The following is a 24,343-nucleotide window of genomic DNA, read 5'->3' as shown; positions in this document are numbered from 1 at the left end:
TTCGCGTGATTTCACCCCCAGTCCGCATGTGGATATTCCATCGTATTTATGAAAAGCAAATTTATGCCTGTCATTGGTTCGTTCCGCAAAAGCGTAGTTGCAGTAGAAACAGAAGGTTGTCACTGGGTTTGGCTGTGTCGAGCAAATGTACATTCGATCTCGCTCAATAATATGTGTTATCAATTTAATACCTTTCCTTGAATGGTACAAAGTGATACACTGTAGTTGGCCGAGCAATTCGTCTTGCCAATGTTCCAGTGACAGAGGTGTGCACATTGAATGTTCAATTTAAAAAAGGCGTGCTGGAACTGTGCGTATTGGTTCTAGCCGCTCATCGGGATCGTTACGGTTATGAGTTGGTCAGCGCCATTTCAGAAAAATTCGAGATTGCGGAGGGAACCATCTACCCGCTTTTGCGCAGGCTGACGAAAGAAGGGTATTTCTCCACTTATCTGATGGAGTCGAATGAAGGACCGCCGCGCAAATACTATCAAATCACAGCGGAAGGTCAGAAGTATCTCAAGGAGATCTTGCAGGAATGGAAGCAATTCGAGCAGAGTGTGAATCTGATTATTGCGGAGGGGGGTGCACCATGAACGCACAGTCGTTTCTAGATGAACTCAAACGCCATTTGCACAAATTATCGCCGTCAGAGCGGGACGATGTGCTCTATGATTTTCGCGAACATATTCAAATGGCGATGGAGAGCGGCAAAGATGAGTTGGAGGCCGTTCAGGGACTTGGAGATCCGAAAACGATAGCGAAAGAAATTCTCGCTGACAAGTTCATTGAGGCCGCCAGTGCAAAACCGAATGTTTCAAATATCATGCGCGCCATCTTCGCGGCAGTCAGCTTGGGCTTTTTTAATCTCGTCATTGTGATTGGACCAGTCTGCGGTTGCATCGGCGTGCTCGCTGGTATGTTTGCTGCATCAGTTTCGTTGGTGGTTTCGCCGCTCATCGGTCTGGCGATGATATGGGAGAATTACCCCAGTCCCACGACGATCATTTTTGCGATGTGTTTCACGGAAGGCATCGGCATGCTGCTATCTATTGCTTTTATCATGCTCGCAAAAGTGTTCGGACGCGCCATGATTCGCTATTTAAGACTGAACGTGCGCATTGTCAAAGGAGGACAGGCAACATGATAGACAAGCTGATTCTCATTTCGTGCGGTTTGGTTGCCATTGGCGTCGGCGGATTGGGTTATGAATATAGCCAGGGAAGGTCATTGTCTGATCTCACCAACCAGGCAGCCGTCTCTGAGACGAAATCAGTCAACATGTCCAATGTTCAGAATCTATCGTTCGATATGTCAGTTGGGGATCTCCATATTACGCCATCCAACGGCAATCAATTGGTTGTCTCTGCACACGGCGAGATGTCGAAGCAACTACTGGAGAAGATGAAGCTAACGGTTGTCAAAAAAGGAAATTCCGTATCTGTTTCCTTTCAGCGGCACGCGCGTTTTGGTATCGGGTTGTTTCTGCCAAGCATCACCAGCGTGGATGTCGATGTGGAGATGCCTGCTAAGAATTATCAGAGCATCGCCGTTGATGCAGGAACCGCAGATGTTTCACTTGGACGCACACATGCAACTTCAACCACCATCCATGATGGCACTGGCGACGTGCACCTGTCGGACGTTCATTCGGATCTTTCGGTCAGCACAGGAACGGGTGACATCACCATGCAAGCGAGTCAGCTAGGCCAGCATACGAATCTGAAGGCGGGTACTGGCGATATTGAAGTCACATTGCAACAGGTGCCCAAAAATGTGCACTATGCACTGCAAAGTGGCACAGGCTCCATCAGGTGGTTGGGACAGCGCATGAACAGCAAGACGAACGCCATCATCGGCAAGGGGACGAACACGTTTCAGGCGACTACGGGTACGGGTGATATCACGGTTCAGCAGGGGTGAAACACGGCCATCACAGCTGGTTGGAAACACGCGAGGGTCAAGAGACTGACATTGAGGGTGTTAGCGGAACGGTCACTCAATGATGAACGTTTTAGATTTAGGTTTTTTTGCAAGTTTTCTATCTACTCTATCGGGGTCATTTCAATATGAAAAGACCCCTTGGGAACTGTGCCTTCAAAACCCTCTCCAGCCATATTCTCTCTTTTCTTCATCATACACTGGCTATCCTAAAAAGCAAGCAAGCTCGCTAATCTTCTCCCACCTCTTTTATGGCGAATTGCACCCAGATCCAATTGAGCACTAATAAAGCTGCAGTGACAATAAACATGACGGAAATGCCAAAAGCGGCAGAAACGAGGCCACCTGTCATCGGGCCGAAGAAACTGCCCAAAAAAGTAGCACTGGCCGTGATGCCGTACACTCTTCCCCTTTGGTCGGCGGGCGCGAGTCTGCCAACCAACGCGTTCGCCGTCGGTAGGATACCGCCCATAAACATGCCCATCACAAAACGCGCCAAGAGAAAAGCCCAGATGTTGTGCACGAATGCCTGCGGGATATTCATCAGCGCAGCTCCGAGCAGCGAGATCGTCAAGACGCGTTTATAGCCAATGCGATCACTGCGCTTCCCCAAAAATGGAGATGCAATCAAATCGCCAATCCCGGTCACAGAAAAAGCAAATCCAGCTAAGGTTGCCAAATAGGCCGTGTTGCCGACCATGTCGCGCACAAACAACGTGACCACAGGTTGTACCGCCCGCGTTGCAAATTGCGCCAGCAGGAGCACGACAAACATGGCGCCGAGTCCTTGAATGGAGCGAAGTTGTCCTAGTTGTTTCCAAATCGGGCCTTTGCTTTGGCGGGAATTTTGCAAGGATTTGTTTGGGTTTTCTTTGACGATACACGCGATGATGAAAACGGCGATGGCAGAGATGACGGAGGTCCAGAAAAAACGAAGCGGTAGTTGCCAATCCAATCTGCAAAGCGCCGCCAAACAGTGGGCCGATGAGGGAACCGACCAGTTGGCCTGTGCTGAGCCAGCCCAATGCATAGCCAAGGCGTTTATCTTCCACTTGCGTCGCAACCAAAGCGATGGCGGACGCTGAAAATCCGCTGAACATCCCCATGGCTGTCCGCAAAATGAATAACTCCCAGACGTTTTGTGACAGCCCCATCAGAAGCGTGAAAATGGAAATCGCGATGCTCGAACGCAGCACCATGGCTTTTCGGCCAAATCGATCCGCCATACTTCCCCAAATCGGTGAAGTAAACGCTGCAATCAGCGGACTGCACGAACTCAAGAGCCCTGACCAGACGTCGACTCGCGCAATCGGATGCACGCCGAGTTGAATCAAATACAACGGCAAAAATGGACTCATCACGGTCAGCGCAGAGCTCATGATGAATTGCACACCGACCATGGGCCAGAGGATGCGGTGCATGGAAGCGTACTGGGTCGTTACAGGGCCCTTGTTGCGAAAACGAGATACATTCAATGTAGAATCATGCCTTTCATCCGTCACACTTGTTCATAATTAAAGATACCAAAAATTTCAGTAGGCAGTAAAAGCAACCGCAGTGTGACACGGCCTTAAATTTGAATGCCGGATTTTACTGCACTATTCTGTCAAATCAATTCTCCCTCTTTTATTTGATTGTTTCCATAGAGCCCTTTTGCGGGAATTTTAGTAAATCCGATGAAGCATAATACTTGCGGGGCGGGCGCTATCAAATCTTGTCGCGCATGCGTGCGTCAACCTTGAATTTCTCTGCATTGCGAAAGGTTGCTGACAATTTTACAGTAGGCATCGAGGCATTTTAAGATTGAATTTCTAAGACAGGGAGGACCAGGTATGGCTGTCGTACAAAAATCAGGCGCGACTGCTTCCGGTGGTGCCAGTGGCAACAGCGGTAAATGGAGAACAGGACTCCAGCGCTTCGGCGGATTCCTTGCAGGCATGGTGATGCCGAATATTCCTGCGTTTATCGCATGGGGACTTATTACAGCATTTTTTATTCCGACAGGTTGGACACCGAATGCACATTTCGGGCAATTGGTCACACCATTTGTGAACTTTCTCATTCCGGTGTTGATCGGTTTGACAGGGGGTAGATTGGTTCATGGCGACAGGGGCGCGGTTGTCGGTGCCATCGCCACGGCTGGTGTAGCGGTCGGTTCTTCAGAACCGATGTTCATTGGCGCGATGATCATGGGGCCGCTGGGCGGTTATTGCGTGAAAGCGTTTGACAGGATGATCAAGGACAGAATCCCAGCGGGTTTTGAGATGCTCGTCAACACGTTTTCTGCTGGTATTATTGGCGGCGGGCTGGCCTTGTTGAGCTTTTGGATCGTCGAACCCGTCATGAGTCACGTATCACTTGCGTTGGGGGATGCTGCAACTTGGATCACGTCGATTCACATGTTGCCGCTGATCGCGATTTTCATTGAACCAGGGAAAGTGTTGTTTTTAAATAACGCCATTAACCATGGCATTTTGGATCCGCTCGGGCTTCAGCAAGCAAAGCAGGCCGGGAAGTCCATCTTCTTCTTGCTGGAAACAGATCCGGGCCCGGGTCTTGGCGTGTTGATTGCGTATTGGCTGTTCGGCAAAGGAACGGTCAAACAATCAGCGCCTGGCGCCATCTTGATTGAGTTTTTCGGTGGAATTCACGAAATCTACTTCCCGTACATCCTGATGAAGCCCATTTTGATTTTGGCGGTCATTGGCGGTGGTATCGCAGCGGATAGCACCTTCATGTTGCTGCATGCGGGCTTGGTTGCAACGGCTTCGCCGGGCAGCATCATCGCGGAAATGATGATGGCCCCACGTGGCGGGTACTTGCCGATTTTGGCTGGTATCTTTGTCGGCGCTGCTGTCTCCTTGATTATTGCGTCGCTGTTTTTGCGTGGCTCTAAAGGAGATATGGGTGAAGACGCGTTGGCAATGGCGCAAAGCGTCGTCAAAGACATGAAGGCGCAGAGCAAAGGCCAGGCCGTTGCACATGAAGTGACAGGAGCGCCGGTGTTGGCAGACAACTCATTGGCGGCTGTCCCGGATAGGGTCATCTTCGCCTGTGAAGCAGGGATGGGTTCCAGTGCGATGGGTGCGTCTTTGCTGCGTAAGCGATTGAAAGATGCAGGGTATAATATTCCAGTGGACCACCTGCCAGTCAATCAATTGCCGTCAGACGCCAAAGTGGTGTTCACGCAACATAGTTTGTCCGACAGGGCGCGTCAGGTGGCTACGGAAGCGAAAATTTACATTGTCGATAACTTCCTTGATAAGAGTACGTACGAGGCGTTTGTAAATGATCTAAAACAGATCGATTAAGACCGCCATGCGTGATGCGTCCCACACCAGCAGAATCATGAAGATGTCAGTCAATCAAGGCATCGCGGATGGCGCGCGGCACCAAGGTGCCGATTTAATTTACAGGGTAGCTGGGGACAATCGATGACAAGAGCATTAACATCGCGACAGAAATATATTTTGCACATGCTGGCAGACCATCAGGGGATGAGCATGGAAGAAATCGTGCGCAGACTCGCAGTGAGTCGACGCACGATTCAGCGTGATATCCATGTGCTACAGACTTACTTGACGCAATTTGACGTGTTGTTGAACCCGATTGCAGGCAACATTCATCTCCAGGGCGAACACCACGACATAGCGCGCGCGCTTGCACAGGCTGGAAATGTGCCGGTTCGACTTGCTTTGACGCCAAAGGGCAGGATGTTCTACGTCGCTTTGGAATTGCTTTTGACGCAGGGGCCGCTGAAGTTGAATTACCTTGGCAAGCGGCTGCAGGTGACCAGTGCGAGCGTCAGCCGCGATTTGGATCAGATCTCTGATTGGCTCCGCTCTCGCGGCCTGAAGCTGATTCGACGGCAGGGCTATGGTGTGGAAGTCACAGGCGACGACACTGCGCGGCTGGAGTCCGTCGCGGAACTGGTGCACGAACAACTGTCAATGTACGAATTGATGTCCGTTTTGCGAGGGCAAGCGGTCGAACAAACCGAACTGCCTTTGCGTTCCTGGCTTGCTAACTGGTTTGGCGCCGAACGCGTGCAAAAGCTGCGCGATGTGCTCACGCATCAGTTGGCAGACTTCAATCCGCCTTTGGACGAAGCTGCATTTTATGGATTTATGCTACATGTCATCATGACTTGTTTGCGTATAGAGGAGCACGTTCACTTGGAGCCTGTCACCGCAGACGGAACCACGCCTACGGAGGTGGAGCTTTGCGCCCGCATTCTGCAGGAGATGCTTCCGGGCATCCAGCATGTAGAGGGTGAGGCGCAATATTTGGCCAAACATCTGCGTGGCGCAAAGGTGCAAATGACGGAAGAGAGTCGCATTTTGCCACTGAACATCACGACGATGGATTTGGCCTTTCAACTGACACAAAGATTGAGTGAAATGCTGCAGTTGCCGTTGAGCGAAGATCGGGATTTGCTGGTCAGCTTGGCTCAGCACCTGGAACCGGCGATTTATCGCATGAAGGCGGGGTTGACCATCCGCAATCCGCTTCTAGAAGAAGTCAAGCGGCGGTATGAACCGTACTTCGTTGCCATGCGCGCGGTCAGCCGTCAAGTGCTAGGCGCCTATGAACTGGTTGTGCCGGATACGGAAATTGCGTATCTCACGATGCACTTGGGCGCGGCGTTGGAACGCTGGAAATCGGGCAATGTCTGGCGCGTGAAAATTGTCTGCCCAAATGGCATCAGTTCAGCCGAACTGCTGGCTAGCCGCATGCGCAACCAATTTCCGCAAGTTGAGGTGGTCAGCGTCGACGCGGTGAACACGCTGGATGATAGCGACTGTGATTTTATCGTCGCAACGGTTCCGCTGACTGCACCGCATGTGCCGAGCATCACCGTCTCCCCGTTTTTAAATGATGAAGACGTCGCTGGTGTGCAGGCCATTTTACAGGCATTGGCGCAAACGCATGTCCCACTTGCCAAACAACCAGTTCATGCAATTGGCGATACCGTCGAGAGGGAGGCGGACGACGCTGCCACGCTGACGGGGCGAATGGCTGCTGTCAGCGTGGGTGCGGCAAGTCTGGCAGACTTGATTGAACAGGCGGCTCAACGTGCGGTGGAGGCAGGGGATGCCACTGATGTGGCGGAGGTTGTCGAAGCGGTGACCGCGCGTGAACGGCTGGGCAGCATCGTATTGCCTGGCAAACGATTTGCTGTGTTGCACGCCAGAGCTGCGAGTTGCACACGCGCGCATATCGCGGTGTATCGGCTACTGCGCCCCATCGACATGCAAGGTGTGGGCCAGGCCAGTGAACGCGTGGACACGGTCCTCCTACTTTTGGCGCGCCGGGATGAATCGGCCGCCGTCGTGGAACGGCTGGGAAAACTCAGTTCTGCGCTCATCACGCAGCCGGATTTGCTTGAAATATTGCGATCCGCTGCCATAGACGATGTCCGTCAGGCAGTGTTGGCTGCCATCAATCAAACACAGGAGTGAGACAACAGATGAATACCCTTCAAGAATCCAATGTCATTTTGAACGTAGCGCGCGAAGACAAGACGGCAGCGATCCGCCGCGTGGGGCAAAAACTGGTCGACAATGGCTATGTCGCAGCGCCGTACATTGAGGGCATGCTGGCGCGCGAGGAATCCATGACCACATACATTGGCAATGGTGTCGCGATTCCACACAGCATGCCAGAGTACGTGCAGCACATCCAACATTCAGGCATCGTCATCGCCCAATATCCAGAGGGTGTTGATTTTGGCGGTGGGAATGTCGCTTATCTCGTCATCGGGATCGCGGGCAAAGGGGAAGAGCATATGGAGGTCCTCTCGCAAATCGCCATTGTCTGTCAGGAAGAGGAAAACGTCGATAAACTGGTGCATGCCTCCACGGCGCAGCAAGTGATGGAGGTCATTTCACAAGGAGCAGAGCTATGAAAAAAGCGGTCCATTTCGGCGCTGGAAATATAGGCCGTGGCTTCATTGGCGTACTGTTGCACCAGGCAGGCTATGAGGTCGTGTTTGCCGATGTCGTGGATGCCCTGGTCGATGAAATGAACGCGGCAAAATCATACAGGGTACACACTTTGGATGAAGTGGTGCAAACGGAACAAGTGGACAACATTCGGGCTGTCCGCCTGGATTCGCCAAACTGCATACAGGAAATGGTGGACGCGGACCTCATTACCACGGCGGTCGGGGTGGGCAATCTGCCCAATGTCGGTCAAATCATCGCCGAAGCTTTAAAGCTTCGGCGCGATGGGCAGCCACATCGAGCGTTGAACATCATGGCCTGCGAAAACGCCATTCGCGCAACTTCCACTTTGAAACAGGAAATCCTGCGCCATGTGGATGCAGATTTGGCCGACTGGGTGGAGCAAGAAGTGGGATTTGCCGATGTCGCGGTGGATCGGATTGCGCCCAACCGGGCAGGGTATGCGACCGAACCGTTGGATGCGGTCGTGGAGCGCTTTTTTGAATGGGACATCGAAGAACCTGCGCTGAAAGGCGCGCTTGTTATACCAGGCGCTACGTTTGTCGCGCAACTGGATCCGTATTTGGCGCGCAAGCTGTATATGCTCAACGGCGCGCACGCTACCGCTGCTTACGCTGGATATCAAAAGGGCTGCGAGACGGTGCTGGCGGCCATGCAGGACAGCGAGATCGCCGCGCTGGTGGCAGAGGTGCAACACGAGGCGATGATGGGGCTGTTGCATCGCTATCCACAGTTTGAACAGCCCGCACTGGAGGCGTATGCCGAGCGGGTGCGCGAACGGTTTTTGAACCCGCATATTCACGACGATGTCGCCCGCGTCGGGCGGGATCCACTGCGCAAATTGTCGGCGCAGGATCGACTTGTCGGTCCGCTGTTGCTGGCGAAAGCGGCTGGCGCAGCGACGGAAGGACTGGCTTCGGCCATCGCTTTGGGACTGGCCTACGACAATGCTGCAGATGCAGCGGCGGTGCAATTGCAGCAGGACATTGCTGAGCAGGGCGTCACAGCCACCATCACGCGTGTGACAGGTTTGACAGGGGAAACCATTGTGCAGGAGATCGCGCAGATGTACGAAAAGTACGCGTCCGCCTAATTGGTTATCCGGCAGTTACAGATAAAGAACGATTCGAAGGATGGGATGGATACCATGGAGAGACAAGTGACATTGGGAAACGCGTCAGGTTTGCACGCTCGGCCAGCTTCTGTGTTTGTCGCGGAGGCAGGTAAATTTGCATCCGACGTCTTGATTGAAGTGGAAGGCAAGCGAATCAACGCCAAGAGCATTCTTGGCTTGTTGTCCTTGGGTGTGAGCAAAGGCCAGACGTTGACCATCATCACCGAGGGCGCAGACGCAGAAGAAGCGTTATCTGCGTTGTGCCAACTGGTTGAATCAGGACTGGGTGAATAAGCACCACGAATGGAATGGTTGGTTAGTAAAGTTATGAGACCAAGGTCGCCGGGGAACCGGTGGCCTTGGTTTGGTTTTGAGGGCATTTGTTTAATGTGAAGATTCTCATAATAAACACCCCTTTATCGTTCGTTCAACTGTGAATCACTTTCATGTAAAATAGTGGTCGACTTATTATATGATGTATATGTATGTTGATAGAAGTAGGTACTTATTCTACTGCATTGGAGGTAAGGGTGATGAAATGTCCTGAATGTGGCAGTGAACATTGCCAACGTTACGAAGTTATCAATGCATATGGTACATCCATGACTCATTCAACAGGTGTTGGTGTGGGGATAGGCTCTAGTGGGGTTGGTCTAGGTGTTGGACGTACAAGAGGCGTCAACACAACAAAAATGGGTGCTTTGACTGATCCACCCAGGCAACTAGGTTATAGACGTAGCATCTTCTTTTTGATAGTTTGGTGTTTTATTGGGTTTGGCATGTTAAATGACAAACTCCTTACTGGAGGATTTTTTTTTCTTGCTTGCGCCATAGTACCAGCATTGACTATCCTTCGGCGAATGAACTATAACACCAAGCGGTGGCCGGTACTATACGAAGAGTGGAAACAAAAATGGTTCTGTAATCAATGTGGTCATTCGTTCGTAGATGAAAAATAGGAGTTTGGGTTACCGAGACAGATGACTCTAGGACATGGCGACGTTGCTCCGAGGGTTTCATAATATCGTCGCCTAAGTCCCTTGTAATGGTAGACTTATTGTCTGTACCCCTTGACCAATCTACTACCCCCATCTTCTCTCCGAAAATCGCGACAGACGCTGACCGATGAACGGCAGCGCCCGCAACTGGTTTGGGCGCAAGACCCGCATGCGCAGCGCGACAAACAAGTAGAGGATGCCGCCTGTCAGACACGAGACCATCAGTTGCAGCACATTCCATATCCATGTCGATGTGTGGAAAATGCGCATGCCCACATCGCCAAGCACGTAATTGACGATGCATAGTTCGATCAACAATGGAAGCGTTGCGAGGAAAAATGGCATGGCCAATCGGAAAATCGAGAACTTCACGCCACTGTATTTGCGAACCGCGCGAATATTGAGCGTAGAGGACAGCATGTATCCGATGATGGTTGCGATGGCAGCGCCGATCACGTTTTTGAGCAGCACAATCAGCACGATATTGAGGATGGCCTTGAGGGCAATTCCGTAGAACATATTCTGAACCGGCTTGTAGAATTGACCAAGTCCTTGCAAGATGTAGGTCGACATCAATTCCAGGCTGGAAAAGATGCACATAAACGAAATGGTCGCAATGATGGCAGCGCCGGTGTAATCGTTTGAGAGAATATACTCAATCGGACGAGCGAGCGCAAAAAAGGTGGCCGCTGCTGGAAAAGTCACAAAGAACATCATGCGTATCGGCGCAATGATGTTTGCCTGAATGGCTGATGTGTCGCGCAGCGCTTTTGCCGACGATATGGCTGGCATCACGGAGAACCCCACGGCCATGGCAAATGCAAGCGGCAACTGGACGAGGTTTTGCGCCTGTCGCGACAACACGCCAAAGCCAGCTTCAGCCTGGCGAAAGGTCTGCCCAGCGAAGTGTGTGAGCAAGTTCACGACCGTGATCGAATCGATGTTGCTGGAAATGGGAACCACTAATGAACCCAGGCAAACGGGCAGTGCGACGGTGTAGAGCATCTGCCACATGTGGCGATTGCCAAGGTGGCTCTGCCGTTCAGACGGTAGGATATGCTGGCGGCGCACAGGGACAATGGCGGCCCATAAAACGAGCACGCCTGCGAATGCGCCGATAAACGCCCCAAAAGTGGCGGCGGCAGCGCCTTCAGCCACGCCTCTGCCGATTTTTATCATCAAGAAAGCGCCGCCCACTGCGACCAGGACGCGAAATAACTGTTCGATGGCCTGTGAAATGGCGGGCCCTTTCACCTGTTGGAAGCCTTGTAAATAACCGCGCAGGACGCTTTCCAGCGGCACGAATAAGATTGCTGGGGCAAGCGCGCGGATGGACAGCGTCATTTGGCTGATTTCGTGCCGATTGGCGTGTATGGCCACCAGAGCAGCGTAATAGGGTGCGCCAAACCACACGAGCAGCGCCCCAAACACGGCAAAGGAGACAACCAGTCGCATGGTGAAGCGGTATAGTTCCTCGATTTCTCCGTATTGTTTTACGGCGGCGCGTTCTGATATGAGTTTGCTCAGCGCAACGGGAAATCCACTAGTCGCCAAAACCAATAAAATCGTATAGAGGTTGTAAGCGGTGGAATAGAAACCTTGACCGGTGTTGCCGAGTAATTGATTCAGTGGCACGAGCGAAATGATGCCCAAAAATTTGGTGATGCCAATACAGACGACCATGATTGAAGTGCTGCGGACTAACCCTGTTTTACTCATAACCCATCCTTGTCATATTGACCTTCGGTGTTTACCGCGATCCATCATACTACAGTTTTGTATTGATGAATGATCACTTGGCGTGGTTTGTCAGCATCTCATCACATGTTTGATGGAAACAAGGCTTTCTGATGTGTAACTTGCCTCGTAAGCATGTTGCATTAGCAACAACTTCATGATAGATTTCGATATAACACCTTTTGGTGTTATATATTCTGTTAGGAGGTTTCAAGTGGGATCATTACCTGAAATTCGTAAAACAGTGGTTTTCAATGCGCCAATCGAGAAAGTGTGGGCCGCCGTAGCAACGGCAGAAGGAATTGCTGCTTGGTGGATGCCGAACAATTTTGAGCCCGTGTTGGGCCACGAATTTCTCCTTTATACCGGAAACTATGGGGATTCCCCTTGTAAGGTTACAGAACTGGATCCGCCCAATCGGCTTGGTTTTGACTGGGGCAAGGATTGGCATCTCGCGTTTGAATTGCGGACGTTGGGCGACAAAACGGAGTTTACCTTGATTCATTCAGGCTGGGATGCGGATACGGTCACCGAGTTTGGCCAGCCGCATACGGTGATTCGCGGTGTGATGGAGAAGGGCTGGGGTGAACTCAAGTCGCTGCGCGCATATGTTGAGGGCAATGACTGATCCCGCTCCAAAGCACGATGTGTTTCAAGCGATTGCAGACCATACTCGGCGTCGCATGCTCAAGATGCTTGCGGATGAAGAAATGTCGATTGCCGCCATTGTCGGGTGTTTTCCGATTACACGTACGGCTGTGAACAAACATCTGCAGGTTCTGGCGGATGCGGGCCTAGTGACGAGCCATAAAATTGGCCGCGAAACGCGGTACAAGCTCCAGCCAGAACCATTGATTGTGCTAAAACAGTGGCTTTCCTTCTACGAGCGGTACTGGGATGACAAACTGTTGGCGCTACAGAAGTATGTAGAAGGCGACGATGTGTGACGAGAGAAGCAGATGGACGATTTGCATGAATGCTTGTGTTTATAATCGGAACGTCGTTGGCCGTTCAGTCATCCCCAGTCGAGCAAGACGCCAAGCACCGATGCTTTCGCTGTTTGGATCAGATCCCAAGCCGCTTTTGCCTGGTTGACAGGAAACCGATGCGTGACCAAAGGGGATGTGAGCAGCCATCCTGCTTCGATGGCAGAGCGCGTCTCATCCATCCGCTTTTTTGTCCAGCCTGACGGCGTGTGCAGGGTGATCTCCTGCTCACGCAGAGACTGGATATCGACTGTGCCTCGGTCGCCAAGGAAGCCGGCAGACACGAGATGGCTGTCTCGCACCATGAATCGCCGCAACTGACCAAACGTGTTCATGTCGCCGACCGTGTCCACGACCACATGAACACCTTCACACGTTGACAACGCTTCGTCGAGCGATACGCGGCGCGTATTTACACGAGCAATGCCACTTGGCAAATGGGCCAGACGCGCATCGTGCCGCCCAAGCACCACGACATCTGCACTTCTGTGGCGCAGGGTTTGAGCGGCCCATTGGCCTACCAGTCCGTCTCCAATCACCACCGCTGTATCTCGCGGACGAATCCAAGGCCGTGCACCACAGTTGTAACCGACCTGCGTCAAGACCATACCTGCGTAATCTTCTGCTCGCGCGTTGTCTGGCAATTTCCACACTTGATGGGCTGGCGTCACGGCTGGAGATACGTGACCTCCATGATCAAAGAACATATTCGCTACGCCGCTGACGCTGGCGAAGACCCTGTCACCGATAGATAGCCCGCGAACGTCGGCGCCGACGGATCGAACCACGCCAACCTTTTGATAGCCTGCCACCTGCGGAAACGGCCAGGGGTCCCCCGGTTGATACATTTGCTCTCCGCTGATGCGTTCGCCCCGCAGGAAGGACGACTCTGTTCCGATGCTGATCCAAGAGCATTCAATGTCGATCACGACATCACTTGCAGTAGGTTCAGGTATCTCCACTTCCCGCACCTGCACTTTGCCTCGATCCTCAAACACGACCGCTGTCCCTTTCAAAGCGAGCGCTCCTTTCAACGTGATCGTCCTCGTCAAGGTCGCCTGCACACCTGCGCAGACATGCGGCGGCCAACCCTGGATTATTCCGCTTGGCCAAAATCGCGTCCGGGATAGAAAAGCACCTTGAGTGCGTCCTGCCCAGTCAACGTTTCGACGACTTCGTGATAGCGGGTAAATGGAATCCGGTGTGTGTACAGGCATTCTGTGTTTAACCCTTTGTTTGCCACCAGGTCGACAATCAATTGGCAGTCCCGCTGTGTGAACGGTCGATAATTGTAAGTTTCAAGGCGCTTTCCTTTGCCCCACCACTGTTCGCGATACACGACTTCCCCGTGCATGACGCCAAACACGACCACATGTTCATTGGTGTGATCCAGCACGTTTTGCACGGAAGCCGCAAAACCGACGCAGTCGTAGCCGAGATCGAAGGTCTGCGCTCCCAATTCACGCGCATCCATCACTTCGCCGATGCCGATATGTCGCGCATAGTCCAAGCGTTTTTCACTGACATCCACGCCAACGACACGGGAAGCGCCCCAGCGCGTCGCCACTTGCATGGCCAACAGTCCGGCTGGTCCGAGCCCGGCAATCAACATGGACTTGCCGCGCAAATCCGCAAACTGTTGCATGCCGATGATGACGCATTTCAACAATTCGAACGATGAGGCTTGCTCAAATGTGATGGCATCCGGCAGTTTCATCAAATCGGTCGGCAGAAAGCGAACGTATTCGGCGTACGCGCCATCTCCCGCCACGTGTTCCAAAGCAACGACACGCTCCCCAATTTTGAAATGACGCACCTCGGCGCCGACAGCCACAATAGAGCCAGCGGCTTCATGCCCTGGAAAGCCAGGCGCCAACGGATATTCCGGCGTTTTTTCCAATTGAAACATATCGTGTCCAGTGAACATATTGATATCCCAACGAGGACAAGTCGCGACAGTCTCCACTTTGACCAGAATTTCATTCTGGCCGATGGCCGGGATCTCCATATCAATGACTTGATACTTCCCGGATTCGACAATTTGCAGCGCTTTCAATGTCAAAGGCCTCCCACGGATGGTGAGTCATAATCATTTGAATATTATAATCTATTTTCATACGCCAATGGACATCGTATTTACATTCAGCTATGTGTATGAGAGATCGTATGGGGGTGCTATGTATGGAGTTTGATAAAACGATAGCGATGATACCGAACAAAGACCATCGGCCCGTGACTGTACCTGATGTCATCATGGAATCAGCACAATCACAGGCCAAGTACATGCTCATGCATTGTGTTGGCCGTCGGGTCATGTGGGGCTGGGGCAACTGTTCATACGTCCGGTTACCAAAAGAATCCCCCAGCCAACCCACCGAGCGTAAGCCCAGTCAATGCCCCGAAGCCAAAATAGGCGGCAGGTGAATACACCAAGCTCGCTTCGGCATCTTGAATGTCAGTTTGCAGCGAAAGTTCCACTGAATGTTCTCCGTTGTCGTTGAACCCGACCATTGCTGTATAGGGACGCAAGTAAATCCCGGACGTTGTCACTGATTGCAAAACACCTGGGTATTTCCTTCCGTTCACATGATGGGCAACGACCGATTTACCCACCATTCGGCATGCAACTGGGTACAAAGGGTGGACCATTTACTTTTCCCTCCCTTGCCTGGATAATTGCTTGATATCATGCTTAATACACGGGCGTCGTGGTGCAACAGGTTTGTGTAGCGCCATATGCTGGGACAAGCAAGAAGAACAAAACGAAGATAATTAGAAACACAACAGCCCAACGCGTGTAACCACCGAACACACCATACATTGCGGTCATCTCCTTCGTAAATTTAGACGTGACCCTATACCGTACTTCAAGTGGCCCTGGATGGTATCGGCGAATGTCATTGGTATGGATGGACGGTGAATTCGCCAACGCATGTGACGCACGCTCGGGAACAGCAGATGCGGAGTGAGATCACTTTTGAGCAACGCACTGAAGTGGTGCTGGAAAAAGGAAGGGTGCGCATGTATGGAAGATTTGATTTTCCTGATGTTCTGATTCGTAATTTGGAAGCTAGATTCGGCCCATTGACTGACGTGAAGTTCTTGCGCGGCGTCGCTGGAACAGGTGCGTTTAGACTCGAATTTGGGGGCGAAGCAGCCATTGTCAAGTCATCGTCCAGTCCGCGGGAGCGTGTTTTTTACGAGCGACACGCGAGTCATCTCCTCGCCAACGGTGTCGACATTCCGGATGTTTATTGGTCCGGTCAGGATGCGCTCAATTTGAACTGGATAGCGCTGGAGGAAATACCACATGCCTTTCCGCGAGACGAGTGGGTAAACAATGTTCACCAACTCAATACATTGCGCAACCTTCATTCCTGCAGTTGGGGAACTCGCTTATCTGAGGCTGAGGATATTTGGTATCGGCCAAAATGGGATGATGAGATGACACAGCGTGCGCACACTTGGTTTAACGGCGCTGAGCAGCAGGACAAGCTACATCATATGTTGGCGAATGCAAAAGACCAAGCGCAAATTCTCTTTGCGCCGCACTGCTGTTTATCTGGGGACCCAAACCCGACAAACTGGCGGGTCCGGGATGATGGTTCACTGGTGCTGTTGGATTGGGAACGATTTTGTCTTGGTCATCCAGCGATTGATTTGGCGATCACGATGCCCACCATGCGTCAAGATCTCTCTCAGGAAACTGAACTGGCGACGAACTACCGGCGATTATGGCAGGATGTATATCAAGATGACGTGCTTCCAACAGAAGGGGAACTTGCTTTTCAAATTCATTTGGCGAAGATATGGACGGTTGTCGAATTCCTGGCGAATGCCGCCCATGAACCAGAGCAGTATCCCAAAGAAACCATCGCGTACATCGTGAGGGAACTTCCGGATATCCTCCGCCAACTGCCATAGCCACCCACATGTCGCTGATTGCCACCAGCATGCTTCTGCAATTTCAATGAACACGCATTAGCGTGTATCGGTGTCTGTGACAAGCGCTAGTACAAAGCCGTCATATCCCTTGCTGCCCACGGTTTGAATCGCCGTGGCAGTGACGCGTGTGTCGTGATCGAGCAATTCAAGAAATTGACGTACGCCTTGCACGCTGGGATCAGCGCTTTTTGCGTCGATCACAGCGCCATCCCGGATGACGTTATCAGCGACAATCAAAGTGCCTGGCCGAGCGAGTTTTAGCGCCCATTCAAAATAGTGAGGATTGTTTGGTTTGTCTGCGTCGATGAAAATCAGATCAAATGGCCCTTGGTCTTCCTCTGCCAGTACCGGCAGTGTGTCCAATGCAGCGCCCACGCGGATATCCACTTCGGTGGACAGCCCTGCGCGCTGGATATTTTCGCGTGCGACGTCGGCGTGTTTGGCTTCGTATTCCAGCGTGATCAAACGTCCATCGGCGGGCAATGCGCGCGCCAGCCAAATGGTGCTGTAGCCGCCGAGTGTGCCGATTTCCAGCACGGTTCGTGCGGTGATGTCTGGTTACGGGGCAAACTTTGTCTCTTCCTTGGTCGTACGGGATGCTGTCCGACGCGGGGAGTTGGCCAGAGTGTTTGTCGAAGACGTTCAGCTACAAAATACCATCGCAATTTTTGTGCGCAAACATGAGCGTTTATCTACGGCAGCGTACAACTTTATTGAGGTGATGAAGGAAGCGGATCGCCAGGCAGACGGCCATGTGTGATGTATTCGACATCAGCCATAATGCATTTGGTATTTTTGCTTAAGGAAATATCCATACCTATAAATTGAGCGCTTTTAAGGCACTTGATACCCTTGTTCGGATTGTTTGTCATGAACTTGAGTCATGGTTTTTAGGCGATCTCACAGCTGAACAATGCGCGTTAACAGGATGAACATCATGAAGTTGCAATCAGAAGCAACGTATCGCGATTCTGACCAATTGGAAAATCCGGCACAAAAAAATGAAGGACTTAGTTGGCGAATATCAGAAACTTAGCGGAGCGCGCGCCATCGCTCATCACCTTGATATAAATAACAATAGATCCGGTAGCTTGAATGTGTTCTTGCCGGACTTGCAAAGTTAGTTCATCAAGAATTCGTTTAATGCTTGATGACATGGAAACTAATCATTTAATCCCTTTCCATCGAGAATTTGCTGCATGTATTTTTCAATTCTTGACACTCGAGTTTTGGCTTGCTTGGCTTGGGAGAAATAAAGAAGGTATGCTCTTTGCCGCCCCGGCGTCAATGCTTCAAAAGCCGTTTTTAAGGCAGGGATTTCATCAAATTTATTCTGAAATTCCGCAGGAATGATGAATTCTGTCGCCTTCTTGAAATTCACTTCCAAACCGGACTTTTCAACTTCGATGGCTTCATAAATATAAGATTTCAAGATGGCTTCCATTTCAACGATTTCTTGCACATTCGTGAAGCGAATCTGGCGCGCCGCTTGTACATTTTCCGTTTGTTGAATGAGAATCCCATGCGTATCCTGTAACAAGGCGCCTTTGTGAAACAGGAGCGCACAATATTCTTTAAATCCATGTATGATAACGATGTTTTTTTTCTCAAGTGTGTAACAAGGATGCATCCACTTGAATTCTTCGGTCAGTCCACAGTCAAGAACGATATTTCTCAACTGTTCATATTCTTTTCTCCATTTTTTGGATTTTCTTATAAATTCATCGACCTTGGGATTCATTTCGCCGTTTGTCATCAGGGAACACCTCTCTTCATTTCTTTTCGATCAGCTGCCAGTTAAGCAGACCTGGCTTGGCATAGTACATATCCTGTCCTCGTGTTGGCCAAGATATAACGGATATTCGCTGTAAATCGGTCATGAGGAGTGACAGATATGGACATCGAACGCGCTAAGGAGATTGTAAATTCACCAGACTATATCACGGTAACCTATAACGGGACACCCGTACATATTGACCAAATCTTTGAGTCGGCTCCGTATGCTGAAGTGCGCTACGAAAACGGTTCAATAACAAATGCACTTGTTCGGGAACTCAAAGAGGAACGGTGTTGTTCCGAGTGGTGAAAACCGCTGAGTGCAGCCCGGTTGATTACAAAGAAATATATAACATCGTGTTGTCCTTTGAACTGACTAGCGATCCGCCAGCTTCTCCATGCGCTCCAACAGGACTCTCCAGGTGAAATTGTAAACCAATTACCCTATCGCCGTATAGGAAACCTTGGTCCAGACAACCTGGGCTACTGCGCAATGCGCGTCGCACCCTGTGGGAGTTCAAACGTATCTCCGTGCCAATGAAAAACGCTCGACCTGTCGGGAAAACCACGGAATAGCTCTGTTTCCTGGGCCTCATCCGTCCAGTTAACAGGCCACCAGCCAATCTCCTTCGACGAGTTTGCCGCGACCTTGCTTCCCAACGCGTCAGCAATCAACTGTGCGCCAATCAATGACGCTGTTTCATTGCTCCAACCCGACAGCGCATAGCGTTTCACTCCACGACGCTAACCTTATCATTTAAGAAGATATTATGTAGCCTTGTTGCACGTCTCACGATTCTAATCTGCTAATGAGGTTATACGGGTTAACTTCCCATGCTTCATATGGGACGTTACTCTTATTCTTGATAGCATCAAGTGTTCTCGATCTTATATGGGGGCGAGTGATATATTCTCCGATATTTCCCGCGCTCAATGTCACAAACTTCGATTCCATTATCTCGTCTGGCTGGATTTTTATCGTACCGCTTACATAGGCTCCGACGAACACCACAGAGAGAATTGTCATGGATACGTTATAGTAGATACCCGTAATGCCAATCGGTCTAATGGTTATTCCTGTTTCTTCGAAAATTTCCCTACGAACAGCCTCATCCAAAGGTTCCCCTTCTTCGACTTGCCCTCCAGGAAGCTCCCATGTATCAGAGCGATTATGAGTTTTGACTAACAAAATGTCTCCTTTTGAATCCCGAACCAAGGCAGACACGGCAATAATATGTTTTGGAACTATGGCTGATCTCTCCTTCGTGCAACACTATTTCAAATGTAACCGAATCTATGACCGTCCGATATCTTTATTACGTAGCCTTCTTGAACTGACGCCACCAATCGTTTAAGAACGCTGTGCCCATTCTTCACGCAAAATGCCCATACGGATAGAATCATAAAATTCACCGTTATATAAGCGGACTTTTCGTATCCGTGCTTCCATTTGCATCCCTAATTTCTCGGCAACCCGAATCATTCGGGCATTTCCTGACCATGTGGTGAGTCCAACACGAACCAATGGCATAGACTCTAAGAGATAATCAATCCATAGGTTCAGAGCCTCTGTGCCATATCCACCGCTCCAGAATTCGGGATGGTAGATAATGATTCCAATCTCCAACCATAACGACGGTTTGTGCTCCCAGTAATAAGTCACTATACCGATCATTTCTGCATCCTTCTCAATTAGAAGCATTGACTGAACATCTGTACTGGACAGTCTTTTATGGATTTGTTCACTGAATGTCTCAAAGCCGATTGGTTCATGAGGATAGTACGGAGCATCCCATTTTTTCCATTCTGGATTTTCTTTCCCGTATATCAGTTCCCACAAGGGAAATAAGTCATTATCCTCGATCGACCGCAAAGACACTGCTTTTCCTTCTATCCTGAAAATAAAGTCGATACCCTGGTGACGCGCCATCCGCGATGCTCCGATTGACTGGCATTTTCATGATTCTGCTGGTGCGGGACGCATCACGCATGGCGGTCTATTCGCAAATAGATACCCCCTATGAGTCATTACGTTCTTTGCACTGCTGAGTATTTCTGCCCGAGAGCTGAAGAAGGCGCCAGTACGGAGTACGTATGGTTATGCAAGAGCTCGATTAAAGATTCCCCACATTAATACCACAAGGGTAATTGCGGAGTACCCTATAACATCAAACACTTTGTTTAGGACCACTCTTGTACAAACTTGATTACATCCTCAGCAAATTGGTCGGCTTGCTCGTAATGCGGTAGATGCCCCGTGTTCTTATACACGATTAAATCCCTATTCGGTACGTACCTTATAAACGCCAAAGTTTGTTCCTCACATATTACGGGGTCGTGCTCGCCTTTGACTAAAAGAGCTGGCATAGATAAATTCTTAAACCTCGGAATCATGGATTCATATATACGACCTTCCGCACGCAGCTTTGACAGATGTATGTAACTGCGACGTCCAAATTCCTCGAGTTCACTTTCTGTATATCGCTGTTCTGAGTAGTTGTTCCCGTCGCCTGGTGTATATATCTTCATCCTCAGTTCGCCTAATCCCTGAGACAATCGAAAAAATTCGTCCAATAGTAAATCTGTGTCTTGTTGTTGTGCAACTACTCTTAGACAATCATTTCCTAGTTCAGTATTCCCGATGGATTCGTATAATGTAGCGGCTTTCTTTAACATGTTTTTGAAGGACTTTTCAAGGTCGAATGATGGACCTTCAAAAATGGCACATGCAACACTGTCTGGATAAGTTGCGGCGTACAACACTCCAAGAAATCCACCAAATGAATGCCCTAAAATAGCCCACCGAGGAAGGCCAACTGTTTTCGTAACGCCTCACAGTCCTCAACCAAATCTTGCAAACTCAGGGGTTCATCTTCTTCTACAGCATCAGAACGCCACACCCCACGTTGATCTATAGCGATTAAACGTAACTTTTTGGAAAGTCGATGCGTTTGATGCAACATGAATTCATAACAACTTTCTCCAGGTCCACCATGTAAGTATAAAAGTGGTGGAGCATCGGCATGGCCGTGAATCTCCACATACAATCTCTTACCGCGAACGGATACTAAGTTCATAACACATCACTACCATTCAGATATAATATCACTGTTATACAAAATTTTACGGTAGTCAAACTATTGCACTTTCTTGCCCGCTAGCAGTGCATTGGCACAGCAGTCAGAATGATACGCAACGACATTAAATCCCTTCAGACAGATGATGAGTTCAGGGCGATTTGTAATGATGTCAGCACATCGTTCGCAGTAAACCTCATTGCCTTTTATGATATTGACCTTCTTCGTATATCGGCTTTACGAAGTCTTTGCGCTGGATTTCTTTTGTTCAATAAAGTTTCTAAGTCCGCTTGTCACTGTCATCGGATTCTTCTGGGAAAGAAGGTCGACCTTCATGTGATTACGGAGAATGGCGACTATATAAGAATGTCCGCTGATTGGATTGCGAAATTGAATCCATATCTGCCCACTAGGAAGATCCACGGGGTGATAGGACTTTGGAGTAGCTTTCCTTGTCGAATAGAAAGGGTTTTCATGAGCGTTGCGATACAGTGATTCCATCAGACAGATAGTCAAGCGAATTCACAACCTGGCAAAGTCCGCTCTCTTTGAAAAATTGAGTGAGCAGATGTAGATGACCAGCGCCGTATATCACCAACACCCTGTCAGATGGAGACTGCATGAGCCGTGTTACCTTGTCGTATACGATTAGATTCCGTTGGTACCACCAGCGCAGCCAATCGATTCCAATGTGCTCCTCGCCCATTCCCACGCGGGCGATCTTCTGTATGTACCATCGATGATTTTCCAGCGCGGCTGCTGGTTGATTCACATTGCGAAAGATGTCCAAGATGGTTTGTTGGGTCACGTCCTCTTCAGAGAATGGTTCATCTTCCAACAGGCCGGGCTGGTGCGACCGTGCCCACTCATAAACTTCACCCAATGCGCGGTTTCCGATGTGCTCCATCCAATCCACTGCATATACGGATTCGTGTCCCAGTTCTTTTGCGATGCGAAAGCCAATTTGATGGCCCTCGGAGGGACTAAGCTCCATTTTTCCATCGAGATACTGCTGGTATTCCGTGCTGAGTTGACATTGTATCTTACTTGGCGCTTCAAGCGCGACATGCGTTGGTTGAAATCTCTGCAGTCGAGACACGAGTTCCTGAATTTGCGCCTGACGCTTTTCCGTGCGCATATCATCAAACTCCGTATTGTGCATATCTAGACCAGGATTATTTAAATGAACACTTCCAAGAACCATTACTGAAGGTTTAGCATCCGACATTGTACGGTGCCTCCTCGTAAGAATTAGATTTGATCAACACTTGTGTAAATGTTTTGAAATTTACGGCTATCATATCATATTTATCACGCGGATGAACTGGCTTTGCACTAGGCGCACGCGTTACTGGAAGGTAACATGGAGATAGCACGCTGAAAAATCGTTGCATCAATCGGATTGAGTGAGGGATGAATGAATTTGAATACGAAACCGAATATAGTGGTGATCTATTGTGACGATCTCGGTTATGGAGATTTGAGTTGCTATGGTTCGCAAGCGATTCACACACCGAATCTCGACCGCTTGGCGAATCAGGGTGTTCGATTCACCAACTGGTATTCAAACTCGCCTGTTTGCTCTCCATCCCGCGCGTCCTTGTTGACGGGCCTTTACCCAGCTCGGGCGGGGGTAGAGGAGATTCTGGGTGGCAAAAGAGGAACGGTCGGCTTACCGCGTAATCGAACCACGCTGGCTGCGCGGCTGAAGAAATTGGGATATCAAACCGGGCTGTTCGGCAAGTGGCACCTGGGTGTGACAGAAGAAAATGGACCCAATCGCCACGGGTTTGATGAGTTCTTTGGTTTTCTCGCGGGGTGTGTGGACTATTATTCGCACATCTTTTATTGGGGGCAGGCTGGCGGCGTCAATCCAGTGCATGATTTGTGGCACAACAAAGCGGAAGTTTGGCAAAACGGACGTTATATGACAGAGCTGATTACAGAGCGCGCTGTCGATTTCATTCACGGCCATACTGACGATCCGTTCTTTCTCTATGTGCCTTACAATGCACCGCATTACCCCATGCATGCGCCGCAGAAGTATTTGGATAGATTTCCTGACTTGCCGAAGGAACAGCGGATCATGGCAGCGATGATATCCGCGATGGATGATGGTGTTGGCTGCATTACGAAAGCGCTTGATGAGATTGGGAAATTGGAGGATACCATCGTTTTCTTTTCGAGTGACAATGGTCCTTCAACGGAATCGAGAAACTTTTTAGATGGTACGGAAGATCTCTATTACGGTGGCAGTGCGGGTATTTTTAGAGGTCATAAAGGCAGTCTGTTTGACGGTGGCATTCGGGAACCAGCCATTTTGAGCTATCCACGCGCTGTTCCCGGCGGACAGGTTTGTGATCAAGTCGGCATGATGATGGATGTCGTTCCGACTATCCTGGAGCTCATCGGCGCGGCGGTGCCAGAATCGCCGGAGTTGGATGGGGTGTCACTGGCGACGATGGTGCAAAATCAAGGTGAATCCCCGCATCAAGATCTATATTGGGCATACAGTGGGCAGTTGGCGATGCGACGTGGTGACTGGAAGCTCGTGTTAAATGGGAAACTGGATTTCTCGCGCGCGGAAGTGGACGATGTTCATCTGTCTAATCTGTTGGTAGATCCAGGTGAACGGAACAATCTAGCAGCAGAACAACCCGATTTGGTCGCGGAGTTGACACAGGCTGTACAAAACTGGTATACGGCTTGTTCGGGTGAGCCCGCAAGGTGTGAAAAATGAGCGACAATCGCGCAGGCGACAGCGATGAAGCGCGCAAAAGTTCACACTTCCACTTACATGATG

General features: G+C 50.2%; 29 protein-coding genes. 15 read left to right on the top strand and 14 right to left on the bottom strand.

Going from position 1 to position 24,343, the window contains the following annotated elements; genetic code table 11:
• Window positions 1-275: 275 nt before the first annotated feature.
• The 3 genes from ACFSB2_RS13560 to ACFSB2_RS13550 are packed head-to-tail and all read left to right on the top strand — an operon-like array spanning window position 276 to window position 1,923.
• The gene (locus tag ACFSB2_RS13560; RefSeq protein ID WP_377943604.1) at window positions 276-596 is read left to right on the top strand and encodes a PadR family transcriptional regulator; all 321 of its coding nucleotides are present in this window, start codon (window positions 276-278) and stop codon (window positions 594-596) included.
• Window positions 593-1,147 carry an HAAS signaling domain-containing protein gene (locus tag ACFSB2_RS13555; RefSeq protein WP_377943603.1) on the top strand — a complete coding sequence of 185 codons (555 nt, stop codon included), beginning with the start codon at window positions 593-595 and terminating at the stop codon, window positions 1,145-1,147. Before ACFSB2_RS13560 ends, ACFSB2_RS13555 begins: the two co-directional genes overlap by 4 nt.
• Window positions 1,144-1,923, top strand: a complete 780-nt coding sequence (locus ACFSB2_RS13550; protein ID WP_377943602.1) for a DUF4097 family beta strand repeat-containing protein — start codon at window positions 1,144-1,146, stop codon at window positions 1,921-1,923. The genes ACFSB2_RS13555 and ACFSB2_RS13550 overlap by 4 nt, the downstream gene beginning before the upstream one ends.
• 247 nt (window positions 1,924-2,170) lie before the next feature.
• Here ACFSB2_RS13550 and ACFSB2_RS13545 read toward each other — a convergent pair whose 3' ends face one another.
• On the bottom strand, window positions 2,171-2,656 hold the full coding sequence (locus ACFSB2_RS13545; protein WP_377943836.1) for an MFS transporter: 486 nt from the start codon (window positions 2,654-2,656) through the stop codon (window positions 2,171-2,173).
• Entirely contained in the window at window positions 2,538-3,299 is a 762-nt protein-coding gene (locus ACFSB2_RS13540) for an MFS transporter (protein WP_377943835.1), read from the bottom strand. The genes ACFSB2_RS13545 and ACFSB2_RS13540 overlap by 119 nt, the downstream gene beginning before the upstream one ends.
• 474 nt (window positions 3,300-3,773) lie before the next feature.
• On the opposite strand from ACFSB2_RS13540, the gene ACFSB2_RS13535 reads away from it, so the two are divergent.
• The 6 genes from ACFSB2_RS13535 to ACFSB2_RS13510 all read left to right on the top strand — a co-directional run bounded on the left by ACFSB2_RS13535 (window position 3,774) and on the right by ACFSB2_RS13510 (window position 9,980).
• Window positions 3,774-5,252, top strand: coding sequence for a PTS mannitol transporter subunit IIBC (locus tag ACFSB2_RS13535; RefSeq protein WP_377943601.1), 1,479 nt, complete (start codon window positions 3,774-3,776; stop codon window positions 5,250-5,252).
• Between the two features lie 123 nt (window positions 5,253-5,375).
• Complete coding sequence (locus ACFSB2_RS13530) at window positions 5,376-7,403, top strand: BglG family transcription antiterminator (protein ID WP_377943600.1); 2,028 nt, start codon at window positions 5,376-5,378, stop codon at window positions 7,401-7,403.
• Between the two features lie 8 nt (window positions 7,404-7,411).
• Entirely contained in the window at window positions 7,412-7,849 is a 438-nt protein-coding gene (locus tag ACFSB2_RS13525; RefSeq protein WP_377943599.1) for a PTS mannitol transporter subunit IIA, read from the top strand.
• Window positions 7,846-9,000: a mannitol-1-phosphate 5-dehydrogenase gene (locus ACFSB2_RS13520; protein ID WP_377943598.1), complete on the top strand. Its 1,155-nt coding sequence runs from the start codon at window positions 7,846-7,848 to the stop codon at window positions 8,998-9,000. Before ACFSB2_RS13525 ends, ACFSB2_RS13520 begins: the two co-directional genes overlap by 4 nt.
• Before the next feature lie 54 nt (window positions 9,001-9,054).
• On the top strand, window positions 9,055-9,315 hold the full coding sequence (locus ACFSB2_RS13515) for an HPr family phosphocarrier protein (RefSeq protein ID WP_377943597.1): 261 nt from the start codon (window positions 9,055-9,057) through the stop codon (window positions 9,313-9,315).
• Window positions 9,316-9,554: 239 nt separating this feature from the next.
• Window positions 9,555-9,980 (top strand): hypothetical protein, encoded by a 426-nt coding sequence (locus ACFSB2_RS13510; protein WP_377943596.1) that lies wholly within the window; start codon window positions 9,555-9,557, stop codon window positions 9,978-9,980.
• 123 nt (window positions 9,981-10,103) lie between these two features.
• On the opposite strand, the gene ACFSB2_RS13505 is transcribed toward ACFSB2_RS13510, so the two are convergent.
• Entirely contained in the window at window positions 10,104-11,738 is a 1,635-nt protein-coding gene (locus ACFSB2_RS13505; protein WP_377943595.1) for a putative polysaccharide biosynthesis protein, read from the bottom strand.
• 232 nt (window positions 11,739-11,970) lie between these two features.
• On the opposite strand from ACFSB2_RS13505, the gene ACFSB2_RS13500 reads away from it, so the two are divergent.
• Together ACFSB2_RS13500 and ACFSB2_RS13495 are read left to right on the top strand one after the other, a co-directional pair.
• A complete protein-coding gene (locus ACFSB2_RS13500) occupies window positions 11,971-12,384 on the top strand; it encodes an SRPBCC family protein (RefSeq protein WP_377943594.1) in 414 nt (137 codons plus the stop codon).
• Window positions 12,377-12,703 (top strand): ArsR/SmtB family transcription factor, encoded by a 327-nt coding sequence (locus ACFSB2_RS13495; protein WP_377943593.1) that lies wholly within the window; start codon window positions 12,377-12,379, stop codon window positions 12,701-12,703. Before ACFSB2_RS13500 ends, ACFSB2_RS13495 begins: the two co-directional genes overlap by 8 nt.
• 68 nt (window positions 12,704-12,771) lie before the next feature.
• Here ACFSB2_RS13495 and ACFSB2_RS13490 read toward each other — a convergent pair whose 3' ends face one another.
• The 3 genes from ACFSB2_RS13490 to ACFSB2_RS13480 form a co-directional block, all read right to left on the bottom strand.
• Window positions 12,772-13,758, bottom strand: coding sequence for an alcohol dehydrogenase catalytic domain-containing protein (locus tag ACFSB2_RS13490; protein WP_377943592.1), 987 nt, complete (start codon window positions 13,756-13,758; stop codon window positions 12,772-12,774).
• 80 nt (window positions 13,759-13,838) lie between these two features.
• Entirely contained in the window at window positions 13,839-14,798 is a 960-nt protein-coding gene (locus ACFSB2_RS13485) for a zinc-dependent alcohol dehydrogenase (protein WP_377943591.1), read from the bottom strand.
• Between the two features lie 290 nt (window positions 14,799-15,088).
• Window positions 15,089-15,391, bottom strand: a complete 303-nt coding sequence (locus ACFSB2_RS13480) for a hypothetical protein (RefSeq protein WP_377943590.1) — start codon at window positions 15,389-15,391, stop codon at window positions 15,089-15,091.
• A gap of 267 nt (window positions 15,392-15,658) precedes the next feature.
• Between ACFSB2_RS13480 and ACFSB2_RS13475 the strand changes: the two genes are divergently transcribed.
• Window positions 15,659-16,666, top strand: a complete 1,008-nt coding sequence (locus ACFSB2_RS13475; RefSeq protein ID WP_377943589.1) for a phosphotransferase family protein — start codon at window positions 15,659-15,661, stop codon at window positions 16,664-16,666.
• A gap of 57 nt (window positions 16,667-16,723) precedes the next feature.
• Here the strand turns inward: ACFSB2_RS13475 and ACFSB2_RS13470 are convergent, their stop codons facing one another.
• Entirely contained in the window at window positions 16,724-17,239 is a 516-nt protein-coding gene (locus tag ACFSB2_RS13470; RefSeq protein WP_377943834.1) for an O-methyltransferase, read from the bottom strand.
• Here ACFSB2_RS13470 and ACFSB2_RS13465 point away from each other — a divergent pair.
• Window positions 17,208-17,447 (top strand): LysR substrate-binding domain-containing protein, encoded by a 240-nt coding sequence (locus ACFSB2_RS13465; RefSeq protein ID WP_377943588.1) that lies wholly within the window; start codon window positions 17,208-17,210, stop codon window positions 17,445-17,447. The genes ACFSB2_RS13470 and ACFSB2_RS13465 overlap by 32 nt on opposite strands.
• A 402-nt stretch (window positions 17,448-17,849) precedes the next feature.
• Here ACFSB2_RS13465 and ACFSB2_RS13460 read toward each other — a convergent pair whose 3' ends face one another.
• Complete coding sequence (locus tag ACFSB2_RS13460) at window positions 17,850-18,443, bottom strand: YdeI/OmpD-associated family protein (protein WP_377943587.1); 594 nt, start codon at window positions 18,441-18,443, stop codon at window positions 17,850-17,852.
• A gap of 138 nt (window positions 18,444-18,581) precedes the next feature.
• Between ACFSB2_RS13460 and ACFSB2_RS13455 the strand changes: the two genes are divergently transcribed.
• The gene (locus tag ACFSB2_RS13455) at window positions 18,582-18,773 is read left to right on the top strand and encodes an H-type small acid-soluble spore protein (RefSeq protein ID WP_377943586.1); all 192 of its coding nucleotides are present in this window, start codon (window positions 18,582-18,584) and stop codon (window positions 18,771-18,773) included.
• 173 nt (window positions 18,774-18,946) lie between these two features.
• Here the strand turns inward: ACFSB2_RS13455 and ACFSB2_RS13450 are convergent, their stop codons facing one another.
• From ACFSB2_RS13450 to ACFSB2_RS13425, 6 genes are all read right to left on the bottom strand, one after another.
• On the bottom strand, window positions 18,947-19,198 hold the full coding sequence (locus ACFSB2_RS13450) for a type 1 glutamine amidotransferase (protein WP_377943585.1): 252 nt from the start codon (window positions 19,196-19,198) through the stop codon (window positions 18,947-18,949).
• A gap of 55 nt (window positions 19,199-19,253) precedes the next feature.
• Complete coding sequence (locus tag ACFSB2_RS13445) at window positions 19,254-19,712, bottom strand: NUDIX hydrolase (protein ID WP_377943833.1); 459 nt, start codon at window positions 19,710-19,712, stop codon at window positions 19,254-19,256.
• 102 nt (window positions 19,713-19,814) lie between these two features.
• A complete protein-coding gene (locus tag ACFSB2_RS13440) occupies window positions 19,815-20,393 on the bottom strand; it encodes a GNAT family N-acetyltransferase (RefSeq protein WP_377943584.1) in 579 nt (192 codons plus the stop codon).
• A 251-nt stretch (window positions 20,394-20,644) separates the two neighbouring features.
• On the bottom strand, window positions 20,645-21,226 hold the full coding sequence (locus ACFSB2_RS13435) for an alpha/beta hydrolase (protein ID WP_377943583.1): 582 nt from the start codon (window positions 21,224-21,226) through the stop codon (window positions 20,645-20,647).
• Window positions 21,227-21,252: 26 nt separating this feature from the next.
• Entirely contained in the window at window positions 21,253-21,504 is a 252-nt protein-coding gene (locus tag ACFSB2_RS13430; protein WP_377943582.1) for an alpha/beta fold hydrolase, read from the bottom strand.
• Between the two features lie 508 nt (window positions 21,505-22,012).
• The gene (locus ACFSB2_RS13425) at window positions 22,013-22,768 is read right to left on the bottom strand and encodes a DUF5694 domain-containing protein (protein WP_377943581.1); all 756 of its coding nucleotides are present in this window, start codon (window positions 22,766-22,768) and stop codon (window positions 22,013-22,015) included.
• A 189-nt stretch (window positions 22,769-22,957) separates the two neighbouring features.
• Between ACFSB2_RS13425 and ACFSB2_RS13420 the strand changes: the two genes are divergently transcribed.
• Entirely contained in the window at window positions 22,958-24,280 is a 1,323-nt protein-coding gene (locus tag ACFSB2_RS13420) for a sulfatase-like hydrolase/transferase (RefSeq protein WP_377943580.1), read from the top strand.
• Window positions 24,281-24,343 lie beyond the last annotated feature (63 nt).

Origin of the sequence: Alicyclobacillus fodiniaquatilis (assembly GCF_042678105.1) — a bacterium.
Taxonomy (GTDB): Bacteria; Bacillota; Bacilli; order Alicyclobacillales; family Alicyclobacillaceae; genus Alicyclobacillus; species Alicyclobacillus fodiniaquatilis.
Note: the sequence above shows the minus strand (reverse complement) of the source record. Positions and strands in the feature narration are given on the sequence as shown.

Bases quoted from the DNA above. Each gene is read 5' to 3' on its own strand.
- ACFSB2_RS13480 (WP_377943590.1), bottom strand. From the start codon at position 15,391: ATGGTCCACCCTTTGTACCCAGTTGCATGCCGAATGGTGGGTAAATCG.
- ACFSB2_RS13550 (WP_377943602.1), top strand. From the start codon at position 1,144: ATGATAGACAAGCTGATTCTCATTTCGTGCGGTTTGGTTGCCATTGGC.
- ACFSB2_RS13460 (WP_377943587.1), bottom strand. From the start codon at position 18,443: ATGACAAACGGCGAAATGAATCCCAAGGTCGATGAATTTATAAGAAAA.
- ACFSB2_RS13495 (WP_377943593.1), top strand. From the start codon at position 12,377: ATGACTGATCCCGCTCCAAAGCACGATGTGTTTCAAGCGATTGCAGAC.
- ACFSB2_RS13540 (WP_377943835.1), bottom strand. From the start codon at position 3,299: ATGAGTCCATTTTTGCCGTTGTATTTGATTCAACTCGGCGTGCATCCG.
- ACFSB2_RS13455 (WP_377943586.1), top strand. From the start codon at position 18,582: ATGGACATCGAACGCGCTAAGGAGATTGTAAATTCACCAGACTATATC.
- ACFSB2_RS13555 (WP_377943603.1), top strand. From the start codon at position 593: ATGAACGCACAGTCGTTTCTAGATGAACTCAAACGCCATTTGCACAAA.
- ACFSB2_RS13520 (WP_377943598.1), top strand. From the start codon at position 7,846: ATGAAAAAAGCGGTCCATTTCGGCGCTGGAAATATAGGCCGTGGCTTC.
- ACFSB2_RS13535 (WP_377943601.1), top strand. From the start codon at position 3,774: ATGGCTGTCGTACAAAAATCAGGCGCGACTGCTTCCGGTGGTGCCAGT.
- ACFSB2_RS13530 (WP_377943600.1), top strand. From the start codon at position 5,376: ATGACAAGAGCATTAACATCGCGACAGAAATATATTTTGCACATGCTG.
- ACFSB2_RS13515 (WP_377943597.1), top strand. From the start codon at position 9,055: ATGGAGAGACAAGTGACATTGGGAAACGCGTCAGGTTTGCACGCTCGG.
- ACFSB2_RS13510 (WP_377943596.1), top strand. From the start codon at position 9,555: ATGAAATGTCCTGAATGTGGCAGTGAACATTGCCAACGTTACGAAGTT.
- ACFSB2_RS13505 (WP_377943595.1), bottom strand. From the start codon at position 11,738: ATGAGTAAAACAGGGTTAGTCCGCAGCACTTCAATCATGGTCGTCTGT.
- ACFSB2_RS13425 (WP_377943581.1), bottom strand. From the start codon at position 22,768: ATGTCGGATGCTAAACCTTCAGTAATGGTTCTTGGAAGTGTTCATTTA.
- ACFSB2_RS13440 (WP_377943584.1), bottom strand. From the start codon at position 20,393: ATGGCGCGTCACCAGGGTATCGACTTTATTTTCAGGATAGAAGGAAAA.
- ACFSB2_RS13420 (WP_377943580.1), top strand. From the start codon at position 22,958: ATGAATTTGAATACGAAACCGAATATAGTGGTGATCTATTGTGACGAT.
- ACFSB2_RS13525 (WP_377943599.1), top strand. From the start codon at position 7,412: ATGAATACCCTTCAAGAATCCAATGTCATTTTGAACGTAGCGCGCGAA.